Below are 16,928 nucleotides of genomic sequence, written 5' to 3'. Positions count from 1 at the left end.
TGCACCGCGAAGGCCGGACCATCGTGACGATGTCCGGCCGGATGGACGAGCTCGCGCTGGCTGCGCCGCGGCTCGTCGTGCTGGACGCCGGAACCGTCGCGTTGGACGGTCCGGCGGAGCCCCTCCGCCGCGGCGCGAGCGCGCGGCTGGAAGCGCTGGGCCTGCTGCCGGCCGATTCATCGGCGGCGGCAGCAGGCCCAGGCCCAAGCGGCGGCGGCCCAGCGGGGTCCGCCGCCACCGCCGCCGCGGCGCGCGGACTCCCGCGCACGCCGGCGGCTCCCGCGCCGCTGCTCGAGGCGCGGGGGCTCAGCTACGCCTTCGCCCGCGGGGCCGAGTCGGTGCTGCGGGATGTCCGCCTGACGCTGTACCCTGGCGAGTGGCGGCTGCTGTGCGGGGACAACGGTTCCGGCAAAACCACGTTGTCCCGCCTATTGATGGGCCTCCTGCCCCCACCTAAAGGAACGGTGTTCTGGCAGGGCCGGGACACCGCCCGCCGGACGCTTTACTTTCTGGCGTCCGAGATCGGCTACGTGTTTCAGCAGCCAGAGCAGCAATTCGTCGCCTCCACCGTATGGGACGAGCTGCTGTACAGCCCGCGCGCCGAGCTGCGGCTGCGACCGCAGGATCCCGAGCCAGAGGAGCTGCGGCAAAGGGCTGAACGCATGCTGGCAGCGATTGGCCTGGAAGGCAAAACCGATGAATCCCCGTATTGGTTAAGCGGCGGAGAGAAGCGGCTGCTGAGCGCGGCTTCGGTCATGATTTGTCCGAAACGTTTGTACATTCTTGACGAACCTACCGCGGGCATCGATTATGGCGGCGTTCGCTTGCTCACGAATTTATGCCGTGAGGCGGTGGGGCAGGGGGCCGCGCTGATCATGATCACCCACGAGCCGGAGCTGTTTGAAGGAGAAGTCGTCAAACGCTGGCGAATGACCGAAGGGCAGCTTAGGGACGAGGAGCTGGAGGAAGCGAAGCGGAGATAGCGACACGATTGCGATACGGACGACAAGCCGGGAACTGATCCCGCGTTTGCCGTCCTTCTTTCTTTTTTCAGGGCATTCTACTATAATGGATGCTTATGAAATCATTGTTCGGATGGTAGAGAAAGGAAGTATCGTTCATCATGAAAGCAACCAAACTGAAACGTAACTATATCCTGACCGGTTTGCTGTTGTCCACGTTTTTAGCTGCGATCGAAGGCACGGTGATCGGCCCGGCCGGACCTCGCATCGTTGGTGATTTAGGCGGAGCCCGGCTGCTCAGTTGGGTGTTTACCGCTTATCTGTTGACGATGTCTGTGACTACACCGATATTTGGGAAAATCAGCGACCTGTACGGACGCAAGCCGGTGTTCGTCATCAGCTCGCTGTTGTTCTTGGCCGGCTCCATTCTGTCCGGGACAGCTCAGAGTATGGGGCAGCTCATCGGGTTCCGCGCCTTGCAAGGGATCGGGGCCGGTGGTCTGGTGCCGGTTACGTTTACGATCATCGGCGATATTTATTCCATCGAGGAACGCTCCAAAATTCAAGGCTGGATCAGCTCCGTTTGGGGCATTTCCTCCTTGATTGGTCCGCTTCTGGGCGGTTATGTCGTGGATTCGTTGAATTGGCGCTGGGCCTTCTACTTTAATGTGCCGTTTGGCTTGCTGTCGCTGTACTTCATCATCGTCTATCTGCAGGAGCGGATCGAGAAACGGAAGGTGAAGGTAGACTATCTGGGAGCGGCAACCTTTACGATTGGTGTATCCGCCTTACTGATCGGGCTGGCGACGGGCGGACAGCAGCTGGCCTGGACTTCGCCATGGCTGATCGGGATCTTCGCCGTGGCGGCTTGCTTCCTGGTGTTGTTCTTCGTGGCGGAAGGGCGGGCGGCGGAGCCGCTGGTGCCGCTAAAGTTGTTCCGGATCCGCGACATCGCCTTCTCCAATTTAACCAGCCTCTTAGCCAGCGCGCTGTTGATCGGTTTAACCTCATACCTTCCCCTTTGGATTCAAGGGGTACACGGCCAAAACGCGACGATTTCCGGGCTGGCGCTTGCCCCGATGTCCATCGGTTGGATGTTGGGTTCGGTCCTGGGCAGCCGTTGGCTGATTTCCCGCGGCTCTCGTTACACTTCGCTGATCGGCATGATCATCATTGCCATAGGTGCGGCGGGGTTGGCTATGATCCATGAGGAAACATTGATTTGGCCGCTGCTCATCTTCAACGCACTATACGGAATCGGGTTCGGCTTCTCGTTTACCGTATTTACCATCATCGCTCAATCTTCCGTTGGCTACAGCCTTCGCGGGGCCTCTACAGCGCTGAACTCCTTCGTCAAATCCATTGGGCAGACGATCGGCGTCACCGCCTTTGGTACCTTGATCGATCTGCATATCGCAGCCCAGACGAAGAATGGTACGTCCTCGGGTGTCCCGATTTCACAGGACGATATCGACCAACTGCTGTCTCCCGAGAAAGTACATCTGCTAGCTCCTGAACTCTGGGGGGAGTTGAAGCAGGTTCTGGCGCAAAGCCTGCATACGTTGTTTATCGTCATGGTCGTCATCGCTGTTGCTGGCATCCTGTGTGCTTTAGGGCTGCGTAACCGGGCCCCGGGGCAAGAGGACGACGATACCGCAGGCGAGCCTGTCGTGGACAGAACCTAACCCTGTTTTTCATCTTCCGGTATAAAAAAGTCAGCCTCTTCGCACCTTAACGGGAAAGGGGAGGTGTAACTATGAACAAGGAAATGAATATTGATCAACACACGCTGGTGGACGCCTGGCAGAAGCAACTGCCGGAATATCTGAATCCGGGAGATTCCGCGCAGGTGCAGGCCGATGCGGCGAACCCCCAAGGGCTGCGGATTCATATTAATGCGGCGGGACATCAGTTTTATTCCTTTGATTTTCAATGCGCATATATGGACCCGCGCGAGGTTCGCGTTGAGTTGGTTGATGTGGAGCGGGACGGGCAGACCATAGCGGAGGACAGCGTGCAGATCCAGGAATTGACCGGAGATTATGTCCGCCATATCCATGAATGTGCGCAAGCGTTGTCGTCGATGACGAACCCTTAAGGAGAAAGCGAGGTTAAATGCGATGGCACGAAGCAAATCGGGTAGCGACAAAAATTTGACCAATGTGGTTGAGGATTTGGATCGGACTCCGGTGAATGCGCATCAGGCCCAGCAGATGCAGCAACAGGTGAATGACCGCCGGCACCGGGACATCAATAATCGCGACAACAACAAGGATATGGATCCAACCCATTAGTTTAGGTTTAGGGGGGAGGGAGTTAGGCTTCCGTCCTTAACGTGATTTTTTAACCTTATGGAGGCAGGGTTGGCGGTTCAAGCTTCAAAATAACGTGATGGTTTCACCCTATTTGAGCATAAGTCGGCGAATCACGCTCTTTTTTACCCGATAACGTGAAAAAATCACCTTATTTTGCTTGGATCTAGAGAGATCGGCGAAATAAGGTGATTACACCACTTTATTCAAAAAAAGGCTGTTACCAAGTTCATCGTTACGATGACCTCGGCAACAGCCTTTTTGTTTTATTTACGCAGCAGGGGGGCGAGCTTCTCGGCTTCGCGGCCCATTTTCTTCAGCAGTTCGATCATAATTTGTTTCTCTTCGTCGTTTAACCCGCTAAGCGCATGGTCGATGCGGTCGGAAAATTCCGGATACAGCTGGTCCATCAGCTCTTTGCCTTTCGGCGTCAATTCGGCATAAATCACACGCCGGTCGCGCGGACAAGGCGTCCGATGAAGCAATCCTGCCGCCTCAAGCTTGTCGATCACGTAAGTCACGTTGCCGCTTTGGAGTAGCAGCTTGGCCCCGATTTGCTGAATCGGCTGTGAGCCTTTGTAATAAAGGACTTCCAGGACAGCGAAAGCCGTCGGGTTAAACCCCTGGATTTTGCTTCCCGTAACCGCGTGTTCGTTGACGCTCTTAAATGATTTGGCAAAAACCCGGTACAAATGCAGCGACAAGTCCGTTCCGCGTTCTTCGGTTGTCATCATGTGCATCCCGCCCTTACTTTATATTTGTGAATCTTTTTACATGGTCGAATTATTGTAATCTTAAAACACTTGAGAATTAAAAAAAATATAATTTATCACAATTTGCGCTTTTTTTATTGGAAATAAATGTTTATGATTGCGCCTCGGGACCTCGGCAAATTTCAGCCTGCGGCACCGGGGCCGATTCCGTCCCCAGACGGATGGATTTCACCTTTGGATTCATTAAGATAACTTCATAATCGGTTGGAGTAGGGGATGAGGGAAGAATGATGGGATTTGGGAGCAAGTCTGCAAGTCGGGAAAAGTCCGGACTGCTGCAAAATCGCGCCTATTTAGCGCTGATGTCGGCGCAACTGGTATCCAACATAGGCGATTGGTTGTATTTACTCGCGTTACTGACGATGGTTGGCCTGAAGTGGCAAGCCACGCCTTGGGAAATTACGATGGTATCCCTGTTTATGGTGTTGCCCGTGCTCGTAGGGGGGCCGTTGGCGGGGATGCTGGCTGACCGGATCGAACGCAAGAAGCTGATGGTGATCTCCGATCTCGTGCGCTTTGTGGTCCTGCTGGGCTTCGTATTCGTGACGGAGATCTGGCAGGTGTACCTCCTGTTGATTGCCAAAGGGATTCTGGACGTCATGTTCTCACCGGCGAAGAACGGCAAAATTAAGGAGATCGTACCGCATGAGCAACTGGATCAGGCCGTTTCCTACAGCGCGATTATCGAACAGGGTACCAAAATTATCGGACCGGCTCTAGGCGGCATGCTGACTGCGGCCTTTAGCGTGACGGTGTGCTTTGTTGTCGATGCAGGAACCTTCCTCGTGTCGGCGCTTCTATTAAGCAAGGTTCCGGGTAAACTGCGTGAGGCTGCCGAACTGTCAAAGTCAGTGGAGGGAGAGGCGGGAGATCCATCATCCGCAAAAAGCAAGCAAAGCTTCTGGACAGAAATGGCGGCCGGCGCGAAAATCATCGGTGGAATTCCGTTGCTCGCCTTCGGTACCCTGATTCTGTGCGCGACCCTGCTCGTCCTGCAAATTGCGGACTCGCAAGCGGTTGTCCTGTTCCGGGAGATTCCGGGGGTATCCGATGATCTGCTTGGCTGGTGCATCACGTTTAGCGGGGTAGGCACCCTAACGGCAGCCTGGTTCACGCAGCGCCTGCGCATCACCCCTTTATTCAAAATGGGCATCGGCGGGGCCCTGCTGGGTTTGGTATTTGCCGCGGCGGGTTTCATCGTAAGCCAGCTGTCTCTAAACGACGGGGTGATCGCTCTGATGATGACCTTGTTTGCACTGGCCGGGCTTGGCGCCGGCATGACCTTTATTCCGTTCCAGGTTATGCTTCAGCAGCGGACTCCTGTGGCTGTGACGGGCCGTGTATTCGGAACGGTATCCAGCTTGACCTCGACGGCGACATTGATCGGACCGTTGTTCGGCGGTTCGCTGGTCACCGCCTTTGGGCCGGAGCCGGCCTTCATCTTGTCGGGTTGCCTGATGGCTGCCATTGGCTTCCTGCTGCTGGCTTTTGCCCCGGCGATTATGAAGCGCGATCGCGTCGCTGTTGAACCGGCGATAGGTGCATAATGTCGCGGCTGCCGGGCCGTCTCGCGGACATGTACAAGAGCGCCGGATGATCTATAATAGAAGAAATGACAGATAGATTCGAGGAGATTCTTGTTGGAACAAGCACAAGCATGGTTGGAAGTGAATATTCATCAAGCGGGATACGAGATGGGGAAAGCCGCTATCAAACAGATCGCGCTCGCTGTCAGGCCCGGTGTGCTCACCGGGCTCATTGGGCCAAACGGGGCGGGGAAGAGCACGACGCTGAAGGCGATCCTTGGTTTGCTGCCGTATACAGACGCTGAGGTGGAATTTCATGGCAAAGCGAATCACTACGCCTATATTCCGGAGCAACCGGTGTTCTATGACACGCTGACATTATGGGAACATTTGGGGCTGGCCGCCGCCGTATACGGAATGGACGAGACCGAATTCGAGCGGGAGGCCGAGGTCCTGTTGGAGAAATTCCGCATGACAGACTCCCGCGACTTGCTGCCCGGCGGTTTCTCGAAGGGGATGCGGCAGAAGATGATGCTGATGATCGGGTTCCTTGGCCGTCCGGACGTATACATCGTGGATGAGCCATTCATTGGATTGGATCCGCGGGCGACCAAGGATTTTCTCGGCTTACTCGAGGAGGAGCGGCGCCGCGGCGCCGGTGTGCTGATGTCCACGCATGTGTTGGACACGGCGGAACGGATCTGTGACGAGTTGATCTTGATTTCGGATGGCCGGGTCAAGGCGAGTGGTTCGCTGGACGATATTCGGGCGGCGGCTGAGATGCCAGGCGCTTCCTTGTTTGATTGCTTCGACGCCTTAACCTGAGAGCTAATGTCGATACGATACGCGGCAGAGAGCAGAGAGAGGTGGAAGGCGATGAAGAGCATGACAAGGATGACGGCTCGGCGGTTATTCACCCGGCGCTGGAGGGACCGGTTTCGGGAGAAGCTGGGTGTTCTGAAGTTTACGTTTGATTGGATCATTCTTTTATATCTCGGCATCCCCGGCTTGCTGCTGGGAGGCCGGGCGTATTATGGGTTGTGGAAGGAAGGATTGCCGGTATGGCTGACCCAACTGCCTTATCCGTTCATCCCAATCGTCCTGTTATTGCTCCTGTATAGCAGCGGCGGGATTTCTTTCTATATCGAGGCGGCTGACGTGCTATTCCTGCGGCAGCGCCCGCGGTGGATCACGGGATTGATGCTGCGCGGTTTGGTCGCTTCCGCCGCCGTTCAGGGCGTGATGCTGGCCGCTGCTATCGCTGTGTTATGTCCGCTTATGGTCCGCGTTTACGGGATGGATTGGGCGGACATCGCCGGGTTATATGCGGTAGCATATGCCGCGAAAATCGTGCAGATGTTGATCCAACAGCTGCTTGGCGTATTAACCACAGGGTGGCGCCATCTTCTGCTGCGTTCGCTGGCTTATTCAGCGCTGGCAGCGGGGTTCGGGGCCTGGTCCGCTTGGGCCGCTGCGGCGGGCGCCGGGCGGCCGGCCGGATTGGCGGCCGGGGTCGCCTTGTCGGTGCTTGCGCTGCTTGCAGCCGCGCTCGGCTGGCTTCGCTTCCGCCTGCGGGGCCGCTTTGACGCCGAGGTGCGCGAGGAGGAGCGGCAGCGCACACGGCTGACCGCGCTGCTCCTCGCTTCGGCCGTGGAGCGGCCGAAAGCGCCCCGGCCCGGCGGCTCCAAGCCTTGGCTGTTCCTACGCTTGCGACGTCTGACACGCTCGCGGCAGCCGGAGGCCCGTCTTGCCGAGGCGCTCGTCAAAGCTTTCTTTCGCGGGAGCGAATGGAAGCTATATGCGCAGATGACGTTGGCCGGGCTGGCCGCCATTGTGCTGCCTCCATACCCCGCCGTGAATCTGATCGTTTATGCCGCACTGCTGTTGCTGCTTCTCTATTGGCTGGGCGGCCATCGGAAAGCCTTCTTCGATCGCGAGCTCATGGCGATCCTTCCGCTGGAGGAATCGCTGGCCTATCGCAGCGCGGCCCCGGCAATGACGCTGCTGCTGTTGCCGGCAGTCGTCGTTCTGACGGCGGCGCTTGGCGCCAAGCTGTTTCCGCCGCTTTGGAGCATACCGGCAGGTGCGGTCTGTGGCGTGCTGATAGCCCGGTGGTTAGGCGGCATGTCCCGAGGATTTGGGCTGGCCTTCGGACGACGTCCTCGGTCCGGCTAATCGGCCGGGGAAGTGACGGGCGGCGAAAAAAATTTGTTCTATTCGAGTGAATTGAAACATAGAATAGTTTGTTAAGCGCTTTACAAAATGAGTAGACCGAACTAACCCAAGGGAATCAACCCCGGTATCGTGAATCGACGCCGGGGTTGATTCTGTTTGTTGGCTTACTCTCCTGCGAGCGACGTTAGTAACGCGTTCGGCCGGATCGGAATCTCCCTGCGCAGTTGCCCCCAGGACACGAACAACGACGAGTCTTACTCGTGCAGCTCATACAGGTGTTGAATGTCACAATCCCAAAACATCGAAATAAAGGTCGGGTTATAACGCAAGGCCGCTTCCCAATGCGCGGCTTCCAGGGAATGACTCAAATTTATCATCCTCCCAAATAAAAAATGATTGCGTTTACTTAAAAATTGTAGTAAAAAGTAAATTAAGCGCTTTACATAATATCTATGGAGCAAACTTGAAATAATTGAAAGCGTTATATTTTTAAGCGATTAATGAATGAGTAGGAGGGCGAAATGCGGACGATCCGGCTTACAATGGCACAAGCGTTGCTGAGGTTTCTGGACAGTCAATACGTTTCCTTCGACGGTGTTGAGATGAAGTTCGTTGCCGGTGTCATGGGCATTTTCGGCCATGGCAACGTAACCGGCATCGGCGAGGCGCTGGAGCGCAGCCCCGGAAGCCTCGCGTACGTACAAGGCAAGAACGAGCAAGGGATGGCTCACGCGGCGATCGCGTTTGCGAAACAATCGCGCCGCCGGCGCATCTACGCGTGCACGACGTCAATTGGTCCTGGCGCGCTGAACATGGTGACCGCAGCCGGGACGGCGACGGTCAACCGCATTCCGCTGCTGCTGCTGCCCGGCGACAACTTCGCTTCCCGGCAGCCCGATCCTGTGCTGCAGCAATTGGAGGCGGGCCATGATTACACGATCGCGGCGACGGATTGCTTCAAGCCGGTCAGCAAGTATTGGGACCGCATCGTTCGTCCCGAGCAGCTAATGACGGCAGCGCTGAACGCGATGCGCGTGCTCACGGACCCGGCGGAGATGGGGACGGTGACCCTCGCGCTACCGCAGGACGTACAGGCGGAGGCCTATGATTATCCGGCGGCTTTTTTTGACAAGAGGGTGCATGTCATCGAACGCCAATGTCCGTCTACGGATGCTCTCCGCCGGGCGACGGACGCCATCGTCTCCAAACGCCGGCCGATCATCGTCGCGGGAGGCGGCGTGCGTTATTCCGAGGCGGAGGCGGAGCTGTCGGCCTTCGCCGAACGCTTTGGCATTCCGGTGGCGGAGACCCAGGCGGGTAAAGGCGTCTTGCCCTGGAGCCACCCGCTTAATGTCGGCGGTGTCGGGGTAACCGGCGGACTGGCCGCAAACCGGCTTGCACATCAGGCCGATCTTGTCATTGGGGTCGGTACGAGGTATTCCGACTTCACGACCGCGTCCAAGTCGGCGTACCAAGAGGACGCATTGTTTGTTAATGTGAACGTCAGTCGATTGGACGGCGTCAAGCTGGACGGTCTCCCGCTTGCAGGAGACGCGAAGGTGACGTTGCCGGCGCTTGCGGAGTTCTTGGCGGAAATCGGGTACACGACGGCTTACGGTGCAACGGAGCTCGAAGCGCTCAAATCGGAGTGGGATCGTGAGGTCGACCGGCTGTATGAACTGGAACATGAGGCCGGGTTCGCGCAGACGCGCGCGCTTGGGGTGATTAACGAGACCATTGGCGACAGCGCGGTCATCGTATGCGCGTCAGGCAGTCTGCCCGGCGACTTGCAACGGCTGTGGCGGGCATCCCAGTCAGACGCCTACCATCTGGAATATGGCTTCTCCTGTATGGGTTATGAAGTGAGCGGCGCCTTCGGGGTCTCGCTAGCGGAGCCGCAGCGCGACGTCTATACCTTGGTTGGGGACGGGAGTTATTTGATGCTTCACTCCGAGCTGATTACCAGCCTGCAAGAGGACCGGAAAATCACGGTGCTGCTGTTCGATAACCACGGCTTCCAGTGTATTCATAATCTGCAGCGCGAGCATGGAAGCGACGGATTCGGCAACGAATTCCGTTATCGGGAGGACGGCACGGGCCGTTATACGGGCGCGCCGCTTCCGATAGATTATGCGGCGCATGCCCGCAGCCTTGGGGCCATTTCTTATAAAGCGTCGAACGCGGAGGAGCTTCGCGAGGCGCTCCGCCTGGCACAAGCGGAGACACGTACGACACTGATCGAGATCACGGTACTGCCCGGCACGAACACCGGGGGCTACGAATCCTGGTGGAACGTCGGTGTTCCCGCCGTCTCGCAGGGCGAGAGGGTCGTCAAGGCTCATGAAGTAATGAACGAGCGCATTCAGCAGGCGAGAGCTTATTAACAGAAACGGGAACGGCAACGGGAGGGATTGCGATGGCAGGGTTTTCTTTTCGCTTAGGCGTGCATCCGATTATTTGGGTTGGAGAAGACGTCAAGGAGCATGGCAACGACACCACGTACGAGCAAATCTTGGATGATATACAGGCGCTGGGCTTGACGGGAACGGAGATGGGGAGAAAGTATCCGACCGAGATCGGCGTGCTGAAGCAAGAACTGTCCGGACGCGGCATCCAGCTCGTCTCGCAATGGAAGTCGGTGTTGTTCTCGGATCCAGCCTACCGCGAACAGGAATTGGAGGCGTACCGAGAGCACGCAAAGTTTCTGAAGGAAATGGGTGCCGAAGTCATCAGCACTTGCGAAGTGGGCGGCTCGCTGCATTTCGACCCGCGTCGCACTCCGAATGAGCGGGTCATCCTTCCGCTGGACGAAGCGGGATGGGAGAGCTTGGCCGAAGGGCTTAATACAGCCGGTCGAATTGCGCGTGAGTACGGGTTGAAGCTGACGTACCACCACCATGGCGGCACTGTCGTCGAGCGGTCCGAAGAGGTCGACAAGCTGATGGAGTTGACCGATCCGGAATCCGTGTGGCTGCTCTTCGATACGGGTCATGCGCTGTACGGCGGGGCTGACCCGCTGACGTTGCTTCGCAAGCATTACGAACGCATTGCTTACGTTCATCTGAAGGACGTGCGCGCCGACAGGCTGCGTCAAGCGAAGGAGGCGGGTTCCGACTTCGTCACCTGTATTCGTGAAGGGGTATTCACCGTTCCGGGCGACGGCTGCATCGATTTTCGACCAATCCTCGCAGAACTGGTCGGACGCGGCTACGACGGCTGGGCTATGCTCGAGGGTGAGCAGGATCCGGCGGAACATCCGCCGCGCGAATACGCAGCCAAGGCGCTGGCTTACCTGCATTCGTTGAATCCTACCCCAAAGGGAGGGGACCAATTATGACCACGTTGCTCTCGCTGTTTCCGGAGAACCGGAGGTTCGACCTCACGGCGCTCGGGCGGCTGTGTATTGACTTGAACGCAAACGAGATCAACCGCCCGATGGAGCAGACGATGACGTTCACCAAGTATGTCGGGGGCTCACCCGCGAATATTGCGATTGGCATGAGCCGGCTTGGCCGGCGGGTCGCATTCATCGGCAAGTTGGCCGATGATCAGATGGGCCGGTTCATTCGTTCGTATCTGCGCAATAACGGGATCGATGACAGCGCGGTCTCAACAGACCGAACCGGCGCGGTAACCGGGCTTGCGTTCACCGAAATCAAGAGCCCTACCGATTGCAGCATCCTGATGTACCGGGATCACGTTGCTGATTTGATGCTTGGCCCGGCTGATGTTGACGAGTTGCTGATCGCGGATAGCCGGGTGCTGCTCATCTCAGGCACAGCGCTTGCCGCAAGCCCGTCGCGCGAGGCGGTATTCGTCGCGCTGGAGTATGCCCGCGCGCACGGGACTCCGGTAGCCTTCGATATCGATTATCGGCCTTATACTTGGCGATCGCCGGAGGAGACGGCGGTGTACGGTCATCTCGTCGCCGAGAAAAGCGACATCCTCATCGGCACTCGCGAGGAATTCGACAGCCTGGAACGATTCGAGCGGAATGCGGACCGAAGCGACCGGTACACGGCAGCCAAGTGGTTCGAGCGCGGTGCGAAGCTCGTGGTTATCAAGCACGGCAAGGAGGGCTCCATCGCCTATACGAAGGATGGATTGGAGCATCGCGCCCCGTCGTATCCGGCGAACGTCATCAAGACGTTTGGAGCGGGGGATGCTTATGCTTCCAGCTTTCTCCACGGTTTGATGTCCGGATGGGACGTTGCCTGGAGCATGTCTTTTGGTGGGGCGGCGGCGAGTATTGTCATCTCGAGTCACAGCTGTTCGGACGCGATGCCGACCGCCGCGGCGGTGGAGGATTACATCCGGCGCTGCGAGCGCGGGGAAATTACAGCCGGTTGACGCGAAGTGCGCCGGCCCATAGAAACGGGGAGAACATGCGCTATGAACTCAACGCTTAACAATTGGATTGGCGGACAATGGGTCGCGTCCGCATCCAGCCAGACGGAGGATGTCTACAACCCGGCAACGGGAGAAACGCTGGCGAAGGTGCCGTTATCTACGCCGGCGGATGTTGATGTGGCGGTTTCCGCCGCGGCGGAGGCTTTTGCAGCTTGGAGCCAGACGCCCGTTCCGCGACGCGCGAGGGTGCTGTTTAGGTACCAGCAGCTGCTCGTGGAGCATTGGGATGAATTGGCCCGCCTCATTACGCTGGAGAACGGCAAAAGCTTTGGTGAAGCCCATGGCGAGGTGTTGCGCGGAATTGAGTGTGTGGAATTCGCCGCAGGCGCGCCAACGCTCATGATGGGGAAACAGCTGCCGGACATCGCTTCGAACCTCGAATCCGGCATGTACCGCTATCCGCTGGGTGTCATTGGCGGCATTACGCCGTTTAATTTCCCGATGATGGTGCCTTGCTGGATGTTCCCGCTGGCCATCGCGTGCGGCAATACGTTCGTGCTTAAGCCGTCCGAGCGGACGCCGCTGCTGGCGAACCGACTGGCTGAGCTGTTTCATGAGGCCGGCCTGCCGCCCGGCGTACTGAACATCGTACACGGTGCGCACGATGTCGTGAACGGGTTGTTGCGGCATCCCGGTGTTAAGGCGATCTCGTTCGTCGGGTCGCAGCCGGTCGCCGAATACGTGTACGCGACCGGCGCGGCAAATGGCAAACGCGTTCAGGCATTAGCCGGAGCCAAGAACCATTCGATCGTTATGCCGGACGCGGATCTGGACCTTGCGGTCAAGGAAATCGTAAGCGCGGCATTTGGCTCTGCAGGTGAGCGCTGTATGGCTTGCGCCGTCGTCGTTACCGTTGGCGAGATTGCGGATGACCTCGTCGCCAGATTGTCCGCCGCCGCGGACAAGGTCGCAATCGGCAACGGTCTTGACGAAGGCGTGTTCCTTGGCCCGGTCATCCGGCAGACGCACAAGGAACGGACGATTCGCTACATCGAAAGCGGCGTCGCCGATGGTGCAGTGCTCGTCAGAGACGGTCGCGGTGATGAGGCGGCCAGCGGCGAGGGCTACTTCCTCGGCCCAACGATCTTCGATCGGGTGAACGGCGGGATGGCGATTGGCCGGGAAGAGATTTTCGCGCCGGTCTTGTCGGTCATGCGGGCCGAGACGCTCCAGGAAGCGGTCGAGATCGCCAACCGCTCGGAATTCGCAAACGGCGCTTGCCTGTTCACGAGCAGCGGCGCCAATGTCCGGAAGTTCCGTGAGACGATCGACGCCGGGATGCTTGGAATCAACTTAGGCGTGCCTGCCCCGATGGCATTTTTCCCGTTCTCCGGTTACAAGAAGTCATTCTACGGCGACCTGCATGCGAACGGCACAGACGGGGTCGAATTTTATACGCGCAAAAAAATGGTGACCGCTCGCTGGTCGTGACCAGGCAGAAGCAGGGGGAGGGGCTACATGGACAAAGTAAGGATTGGCGTTATCGGCGCCGGGAGAATCGGCAAAATTCACGTCGATAATCTGAGAAGGCTGCAGCAAGCGGAGGTCGTCGCGATCAGCGATTTGTACGCGGATGCCGAGTTGGAGGAATGGGCACAGGAGAGGGAGATTCCGATCGTAACGGCCGACAGCAACGCGATTATTCATCATCCCGATATCGACGCGGTCTTCATCTGCTCGTCCACAGACAGCCATGTTCCGCTCATCAAGAGCGCCGCGAGAAGCGGCAAGCATATTTTTTGCGAGAAACCGATCAGCATGGATATCCTTCAGACGGAGGAGGCGCTTGAGGAAGTGCGCCGCGCCGGCGTGAAGCTGCAGGTTGGCTTCAATCGTCGCTTTGACCACAATTTCCGCCGAGTTCGGGAGCATGTCGAGTCGGGAGCGATCGGCGACGTACACCTCATTAAAATTACGTCCCGCGACCCGAGTCCGCCTCCGGAATCCTATATCGCGGTATCCGGCGGGATCTTCATGGATATGATGATCCACGACTTCGATATGGCGCGTTATTTGTCCGGCAGCGAGGTAGAGGAAGTATTCGCATACGGCGGCGTGCTCGTCGACCCCGTATTTGCGAAATACGAGGATGTCGATACGGCCGTCGTGACACTGCGATTCACCAATGGCGCGCTCGGCGTCATCGATTGCAGCCGTCAAGCGGCGTACGGCTACGACCAGCGCGCGGAAGCGTTTGGCACCCTCGGAGCGGCAAGCGCTGACAACGATCATGCCAATACGGTGGCACTCAGTACATCGAAAGGCGTGCAAGGCGACAAGCCGCTGCACTTCTTCTTGGAGCGTTACAACGAAGCATATGTGCTGGAGACGCAGCAATTCGTCGACTGTGTGTTAAGCGGCAATTCAGTTCCGGTTAACGGGGAGGACGGCTGGCAAGCGGAGCGGATCGCTCGGGCGGCGAAGCTGTCACTCCGGGAGCGCCGAATTGTCAAGCTGTCGGAGCTGGATGTCACTGGATCCATCCAGGCGGGAAACGAAGGGAGATGAGGGAATGTCAAATTTGATCGTTCGTCCCGACACGGGAGTGTCGGGGGAACGCCCCCGGCTATCGGTTACACCGGAGTCCGCCGGTTGGAGTTATGTCGGGTTTGACGTGCATCGTCTGAAGCCTGGGGAGAGAATCGAACGGGATACGGGAGAACGCGAGTACTGCCTCGTCCTATTGGAAGGGAAAGTAAATGTATCTACCGCGGAGTGTACGTGGGAGGCGGTCGGCGAGCGAATGAGTGTATTCGAACGCATTCCTCCGCACGCAGTTTACGTACCGGGCGGCAACCGGTACCAAGTCGAAGCATTGACCGAAACGGAGCTGGCGATCTGCCATGCGCCGGATCGGAAAGGCGGCCATCCGGCGCGTAGGATCGGGCCGGAGGATATCCGCGTCGAGGTCAGGGGAGAAGGCGTGACGAGGCGTTATATTCATCATATTTTGCCGGAACAGCAATCCGCGGACAGCTTGCTTGTCGTCGAGGTGTTTACACCTCCGGGACATTGGTCCAGCTATCCTCCGCACAAGCACGACCAAGACGCCCTGCCGGATGAATCGCTGCTGGAGGAGACGTATTATTACCGGGTGAATCCGCCGCAAGGGTTTGCCGTTCAACGCGTATACACGGACGACGGCTCGCTCGACTCGACGCTAGCGGTGAAGAACGGCGAGACGGTGCTCGTGCCAAAGGGATATCATCCGGTATCTGCGCCTCCGGGATACGAGGTCTACTATCTTAACGTCATGGCCGGCCCCGTTCGCGTTTGGAAGATTCATAACGATCCGGACCACGCATGGACGCTTGATCCGCTGCGTACGCGTGAGGACAGACAAGAATGAACATTTGCAAAGGAAAAGGAATCATCGGATAATAGCACAATAGAGAGCGGCAACGCTTGTACGAATTCATCCGATAATGAACGAGGTTGGATATGAAAGCGACTACGATTTACGATGTAGCCAAGGAAGCGGGAGTGTCCATTGCAACCGTCTCCAATGTCATTAACGGCAAAGGCAACGTAGGCAAGAAGAAACGAGAAGAAATATTTAAGGTGATGAATCGTCTGCAATACAAGCCAAGCGTCATCGCATCCGCCTTGATGGGGAAGAAGACGTATACGCTGGGGCTTCTGATTCCCGATGTGTCGAACCCGTTCTTCTCCGAAATTGCCCGGGCCGTGGAGGACATGGCCCATGAGGAAGGATACAGCGTCATCGTGTGCAGCACGGATAATAATGACGAACGCATCGAGAAGTATATCAAGCTGTTGGAGCAGAAAAGCGTCGACGGCGTTCTGATTGGTACCGGCGTGGAGAACGCGAATATTATTGCGAAACTATCCGAGAATTCCGTCCCCATCGTTATGATCGCCCGCGAGACGCCGGACATCGACGTGCATAGCGTGCTGACGGATGACTTTAAGGGCGGCTCGCTGGCTGCCGGTCATCTGCTGCAGCTCGGGCACGAGAACGTAGCGATCTTGTCCGAGAACGCCAAATTCAGCAGCAGTAAAGAGCGGGTAAGAGGGTTCCGGTTTGCCTTGTTCGAGGCGGGCAAAACGCTGGACGACGAACGGATTGTCGCCTGCCGTTCCACGATCAGGGACGGCAAACGTGCGGCAGAGTTATTACTTGGCGGGCCCAATCCGCCGACGGCGATCTTCTGCTGCAACGATATGCTGGCGATCGGGGCGTTGCAGGCCGCCAGGGAATGCGGTGTTCGCGTTCCGGAGAAGTTGTCGATCATCGGTTTTGACAACACGATATTGTCAACCGTCACGAACCCGTCGCTAACGACGATCGCTCAGCCGACAGACGAAATGGCGAAGCTTGCTTTCGGCTTGCTCCTCTCTTCGCCGGACGGAGTGACGGACGCCATCAGACAACGGATCGTGATGCAACCCAAGCTCGTCGTTCGAGAATCCACAGGCCCTTCACCGCACGAAGCCGCCGGCCGTTAAGGCCGGCCTGGGGCCTCGTGCCCAACATACTCATCGCAATCTCCACATCCCAACACATCTCATTCTATCCATCGCCATTCCCACACACCAGCTAGTCGAACCCATCGTCATCTCCTAATGGTATGCATCTTGTCATACACCATCGCCTTTTCCAAACACCGCCATAGCGCGCATCCTTTCATTTAGATCGAATGGTTTTTGCTTAAACCACAATGTAAAGCGCTTACATTAAGGCTCGGTGAGTAAGATTTCAATCCCATGGCCCGGATAAGGTCTTGCTTGAAGCTACTTCTAACAGCT

Annotated in this window: 15 protein-coding genes; 14 read left to right on the top strand and 1 reads right to left on the bottom strand. The window is 57.5% G+C overall.

From position 1 onward, the window contains the following. Positions 1-29: 29 nt before the first annotated feature. From M0651_RS17565 to M0651_RS17550, 4 genes are all read left to right on the top strand, one after another. A complete protein-coding gene (locus M0651_RS17565; RefSeq protein ID WP_248553047.1) occupies positions 30-983 on the top strand; it encodes an ABC transporter ATP-binding protein in 954 nt (317 codons plus the stop codon). A gap of 140 nt (positions 984-1,123) precedes the next feature. Next, positions 1,124-2,647, top strand: coding sequence for an MDR family MFS transporter (locus tag M0651_RS17560; protein ID WP_248553025.1), 1,524 nt, complete (start codon positions 1,124-1,126; stop codon positions 2,645-2,647). A gap of 71 nt (positions 2,648-2,718) precedes the next feature. Continuing rightward, positions 2,719-3,060: a hypothetical protein gene (locus tag M0651_RS17555; RefSeq protein WP_248553024.1), complete on the top strand. Its 342-nt coding sequence runs from the start codon at positions 2,719-2,721 to the stop codon at positions 3,058-3,060. Positions 3,061-3,082: 22 nt separating this feature from the next. Then, positions 3,083-3,256 carry a hypothetical protein gene (locus tag M0651_RS17550; RefSeq protein ID WP_248553023.1) on the top strand — a complete coding sequence of 58 codons (174 nt, stop codon included), beginning with the start codon at positions 3,083-3,085 and terminating at the stop codon, positions 3,254-3,256. Between the two features lie 284 nt (positions 3,257-3,540). Here the strand turns inward: M0651_RS17550 and M0651_RS17545 are convergent, their stop codons facing one another. After that, positions 3,541-4,008: a MarR family winged helix-turn-helix transcriptional regulator gene (locus M0651_RS17545; RefSeq protein ID WP_155607251.1), complete on the bottom strand. Its 468-nt coding sequence runs from the start codon at positions 4,006-4,008 to the stop codon at positions 3,541-3,543. 266 nt (positions 4,009-4,274) lie between these two features. Between M0651_RS17545 and M0651_RS17540 the strand changes: the two genes are divergently transcribed. From M0651_RS17540 to M0651_RS17495, 10 genes are all read left to right on the top strand, one after another. Continuing rightward, positions 4,275-5,594 carry an MFS transporter gene (locus M0651_RS17540; RefSeq protein ID WP_248553022.1) on the top strand — a complete coding sequence of 440 codons (1,320 nt, stop codon included), beginning with the start codon at positions 4,275-4,277 and terminating at the stop codon, positions 5,592-5,594. A 147-nt stretch (positions 5,595-5,741) separates the two neighbouring features. Further along, a complete protein-coding gene (locus tag M0651_RS17535) occupies positions 5,742-6,398 on the top strand; it encodes an ABC transporter ATP-binding protein (protein ID WP_248553046.1) in 657 nt (218 codons plus the stop codon). A gap of 51 nt (positions 6,399-6,449) precedes the next feature. Then, positions 6,450-7,748 (top strand): ABC transporter permease, encoded by a 1,299-nt coding sequence (locus M0651_RS17530; RefSeq protein ID WP_248553021.1) that lies wholly within the window; start codon positions 6,450-6,452, stop codon positions 7,746-7,748. Positions 7,749-8,269: 521 nt separating this feature from the next. Then, positions 8,270-10,132: a 3D-(3,5/4)-trihydroxycyclohexane-1,2-dione acylhydrolase (decyclizing) gene (iolD, locus tag M0651_RS17525; RefSeq protein WP_248553020.1), complete on the top strand. Its 1,863-nt coding sequence runs from the start codon at positions 8,270-8,272 to the stop codon at positions 10,130-10,132. Positions 10,133-10,164: 32 nt separating this feature from the next. Further along, positions 10,165-11,085, top strand: a complete 921-nt coding sequence (gene iolE, locus M0651_RS17520) for a myo-inosose-2 dehydratase (protein ID WP_248553019.1) — start codon at positions 10,165-10,167, stop codon at positions 11,083-11,085. Then, a complete protein-coding gene (iolC, locus tag M0651_RS17515; RefSeq protein WP_248553018.1) occupies positions 11,082-12,098 on the top strand; it encodes a 5-dehydro-2-deoxygluconokinase in 1,017 nt (338 codons plus the stop codon). Before iolE ends, iolC begins: the two co-directional genes overlap by 4 nt. Positions 12,099-12,140: 42 nt before the next feature. Beyond that, complete coding sequence (locus M0651_RS17510; protein ID WP_248553017.1) at positions 12,141-13,589, top strand: CoA-acylating methylmalonate-semialdehyde dehydrogenase; 1,449 nt, start codon at positions 12,141-12,143, stop codon at positions 13,587-13,589. Between the two features lie 27 nt (positions 13,590-13,616). Continuing rightward, positions 13,617-14,666, top strand: coding sequence for an inositol 2-dehydrogenase (gene iolG / locus M0651_RS17505; RefSeq protein WP_248553016.1), 1,050 nt, complete (start codon positions 13,617-13,619; stop codon positions 14,664-14,666). A gap of 4 nt (positions 14,667-14,670) precedes the next feature. After that, complete coding sequence (gene iolB, locus M0651_RS17500; RefSeq protein ID WP_248553015.1) at positions 14,671-15,507, top strand: 5-deoxy-glucuronate isomerase; 837 nt, start codon at positions 14,671-14,673, stop codon at positions 15,505-15,507. A gap of 92 nt (positions 15,508-15,599) precedes the next feature. After that, positions 15,600-16,628, top strand: a complete 1,029-nt coding sequence (locus M0651_RS17495) for a LacI family DNA-binding transcriptional regulator (protein WP_248553014.1) — start codon at positions 15,600-15,602, stop codon at positions 16,626-16,628. Positions 16,629-16,928 lie beyond the last annotated feature (300 nt).

Origin of the sequence: Paenibacillus mellifer (genome assembly GCF_023195895.1) — a bacterium.
GTDB lineage: Bacteria > Bacillota > Bacilli > Paenibacillales > Paenibacillaceae > Fontibacillus > Fontibacillus mellifer.
This window is presented reverse-complemented; position numbering and strand designations above follow the sequence as displayed.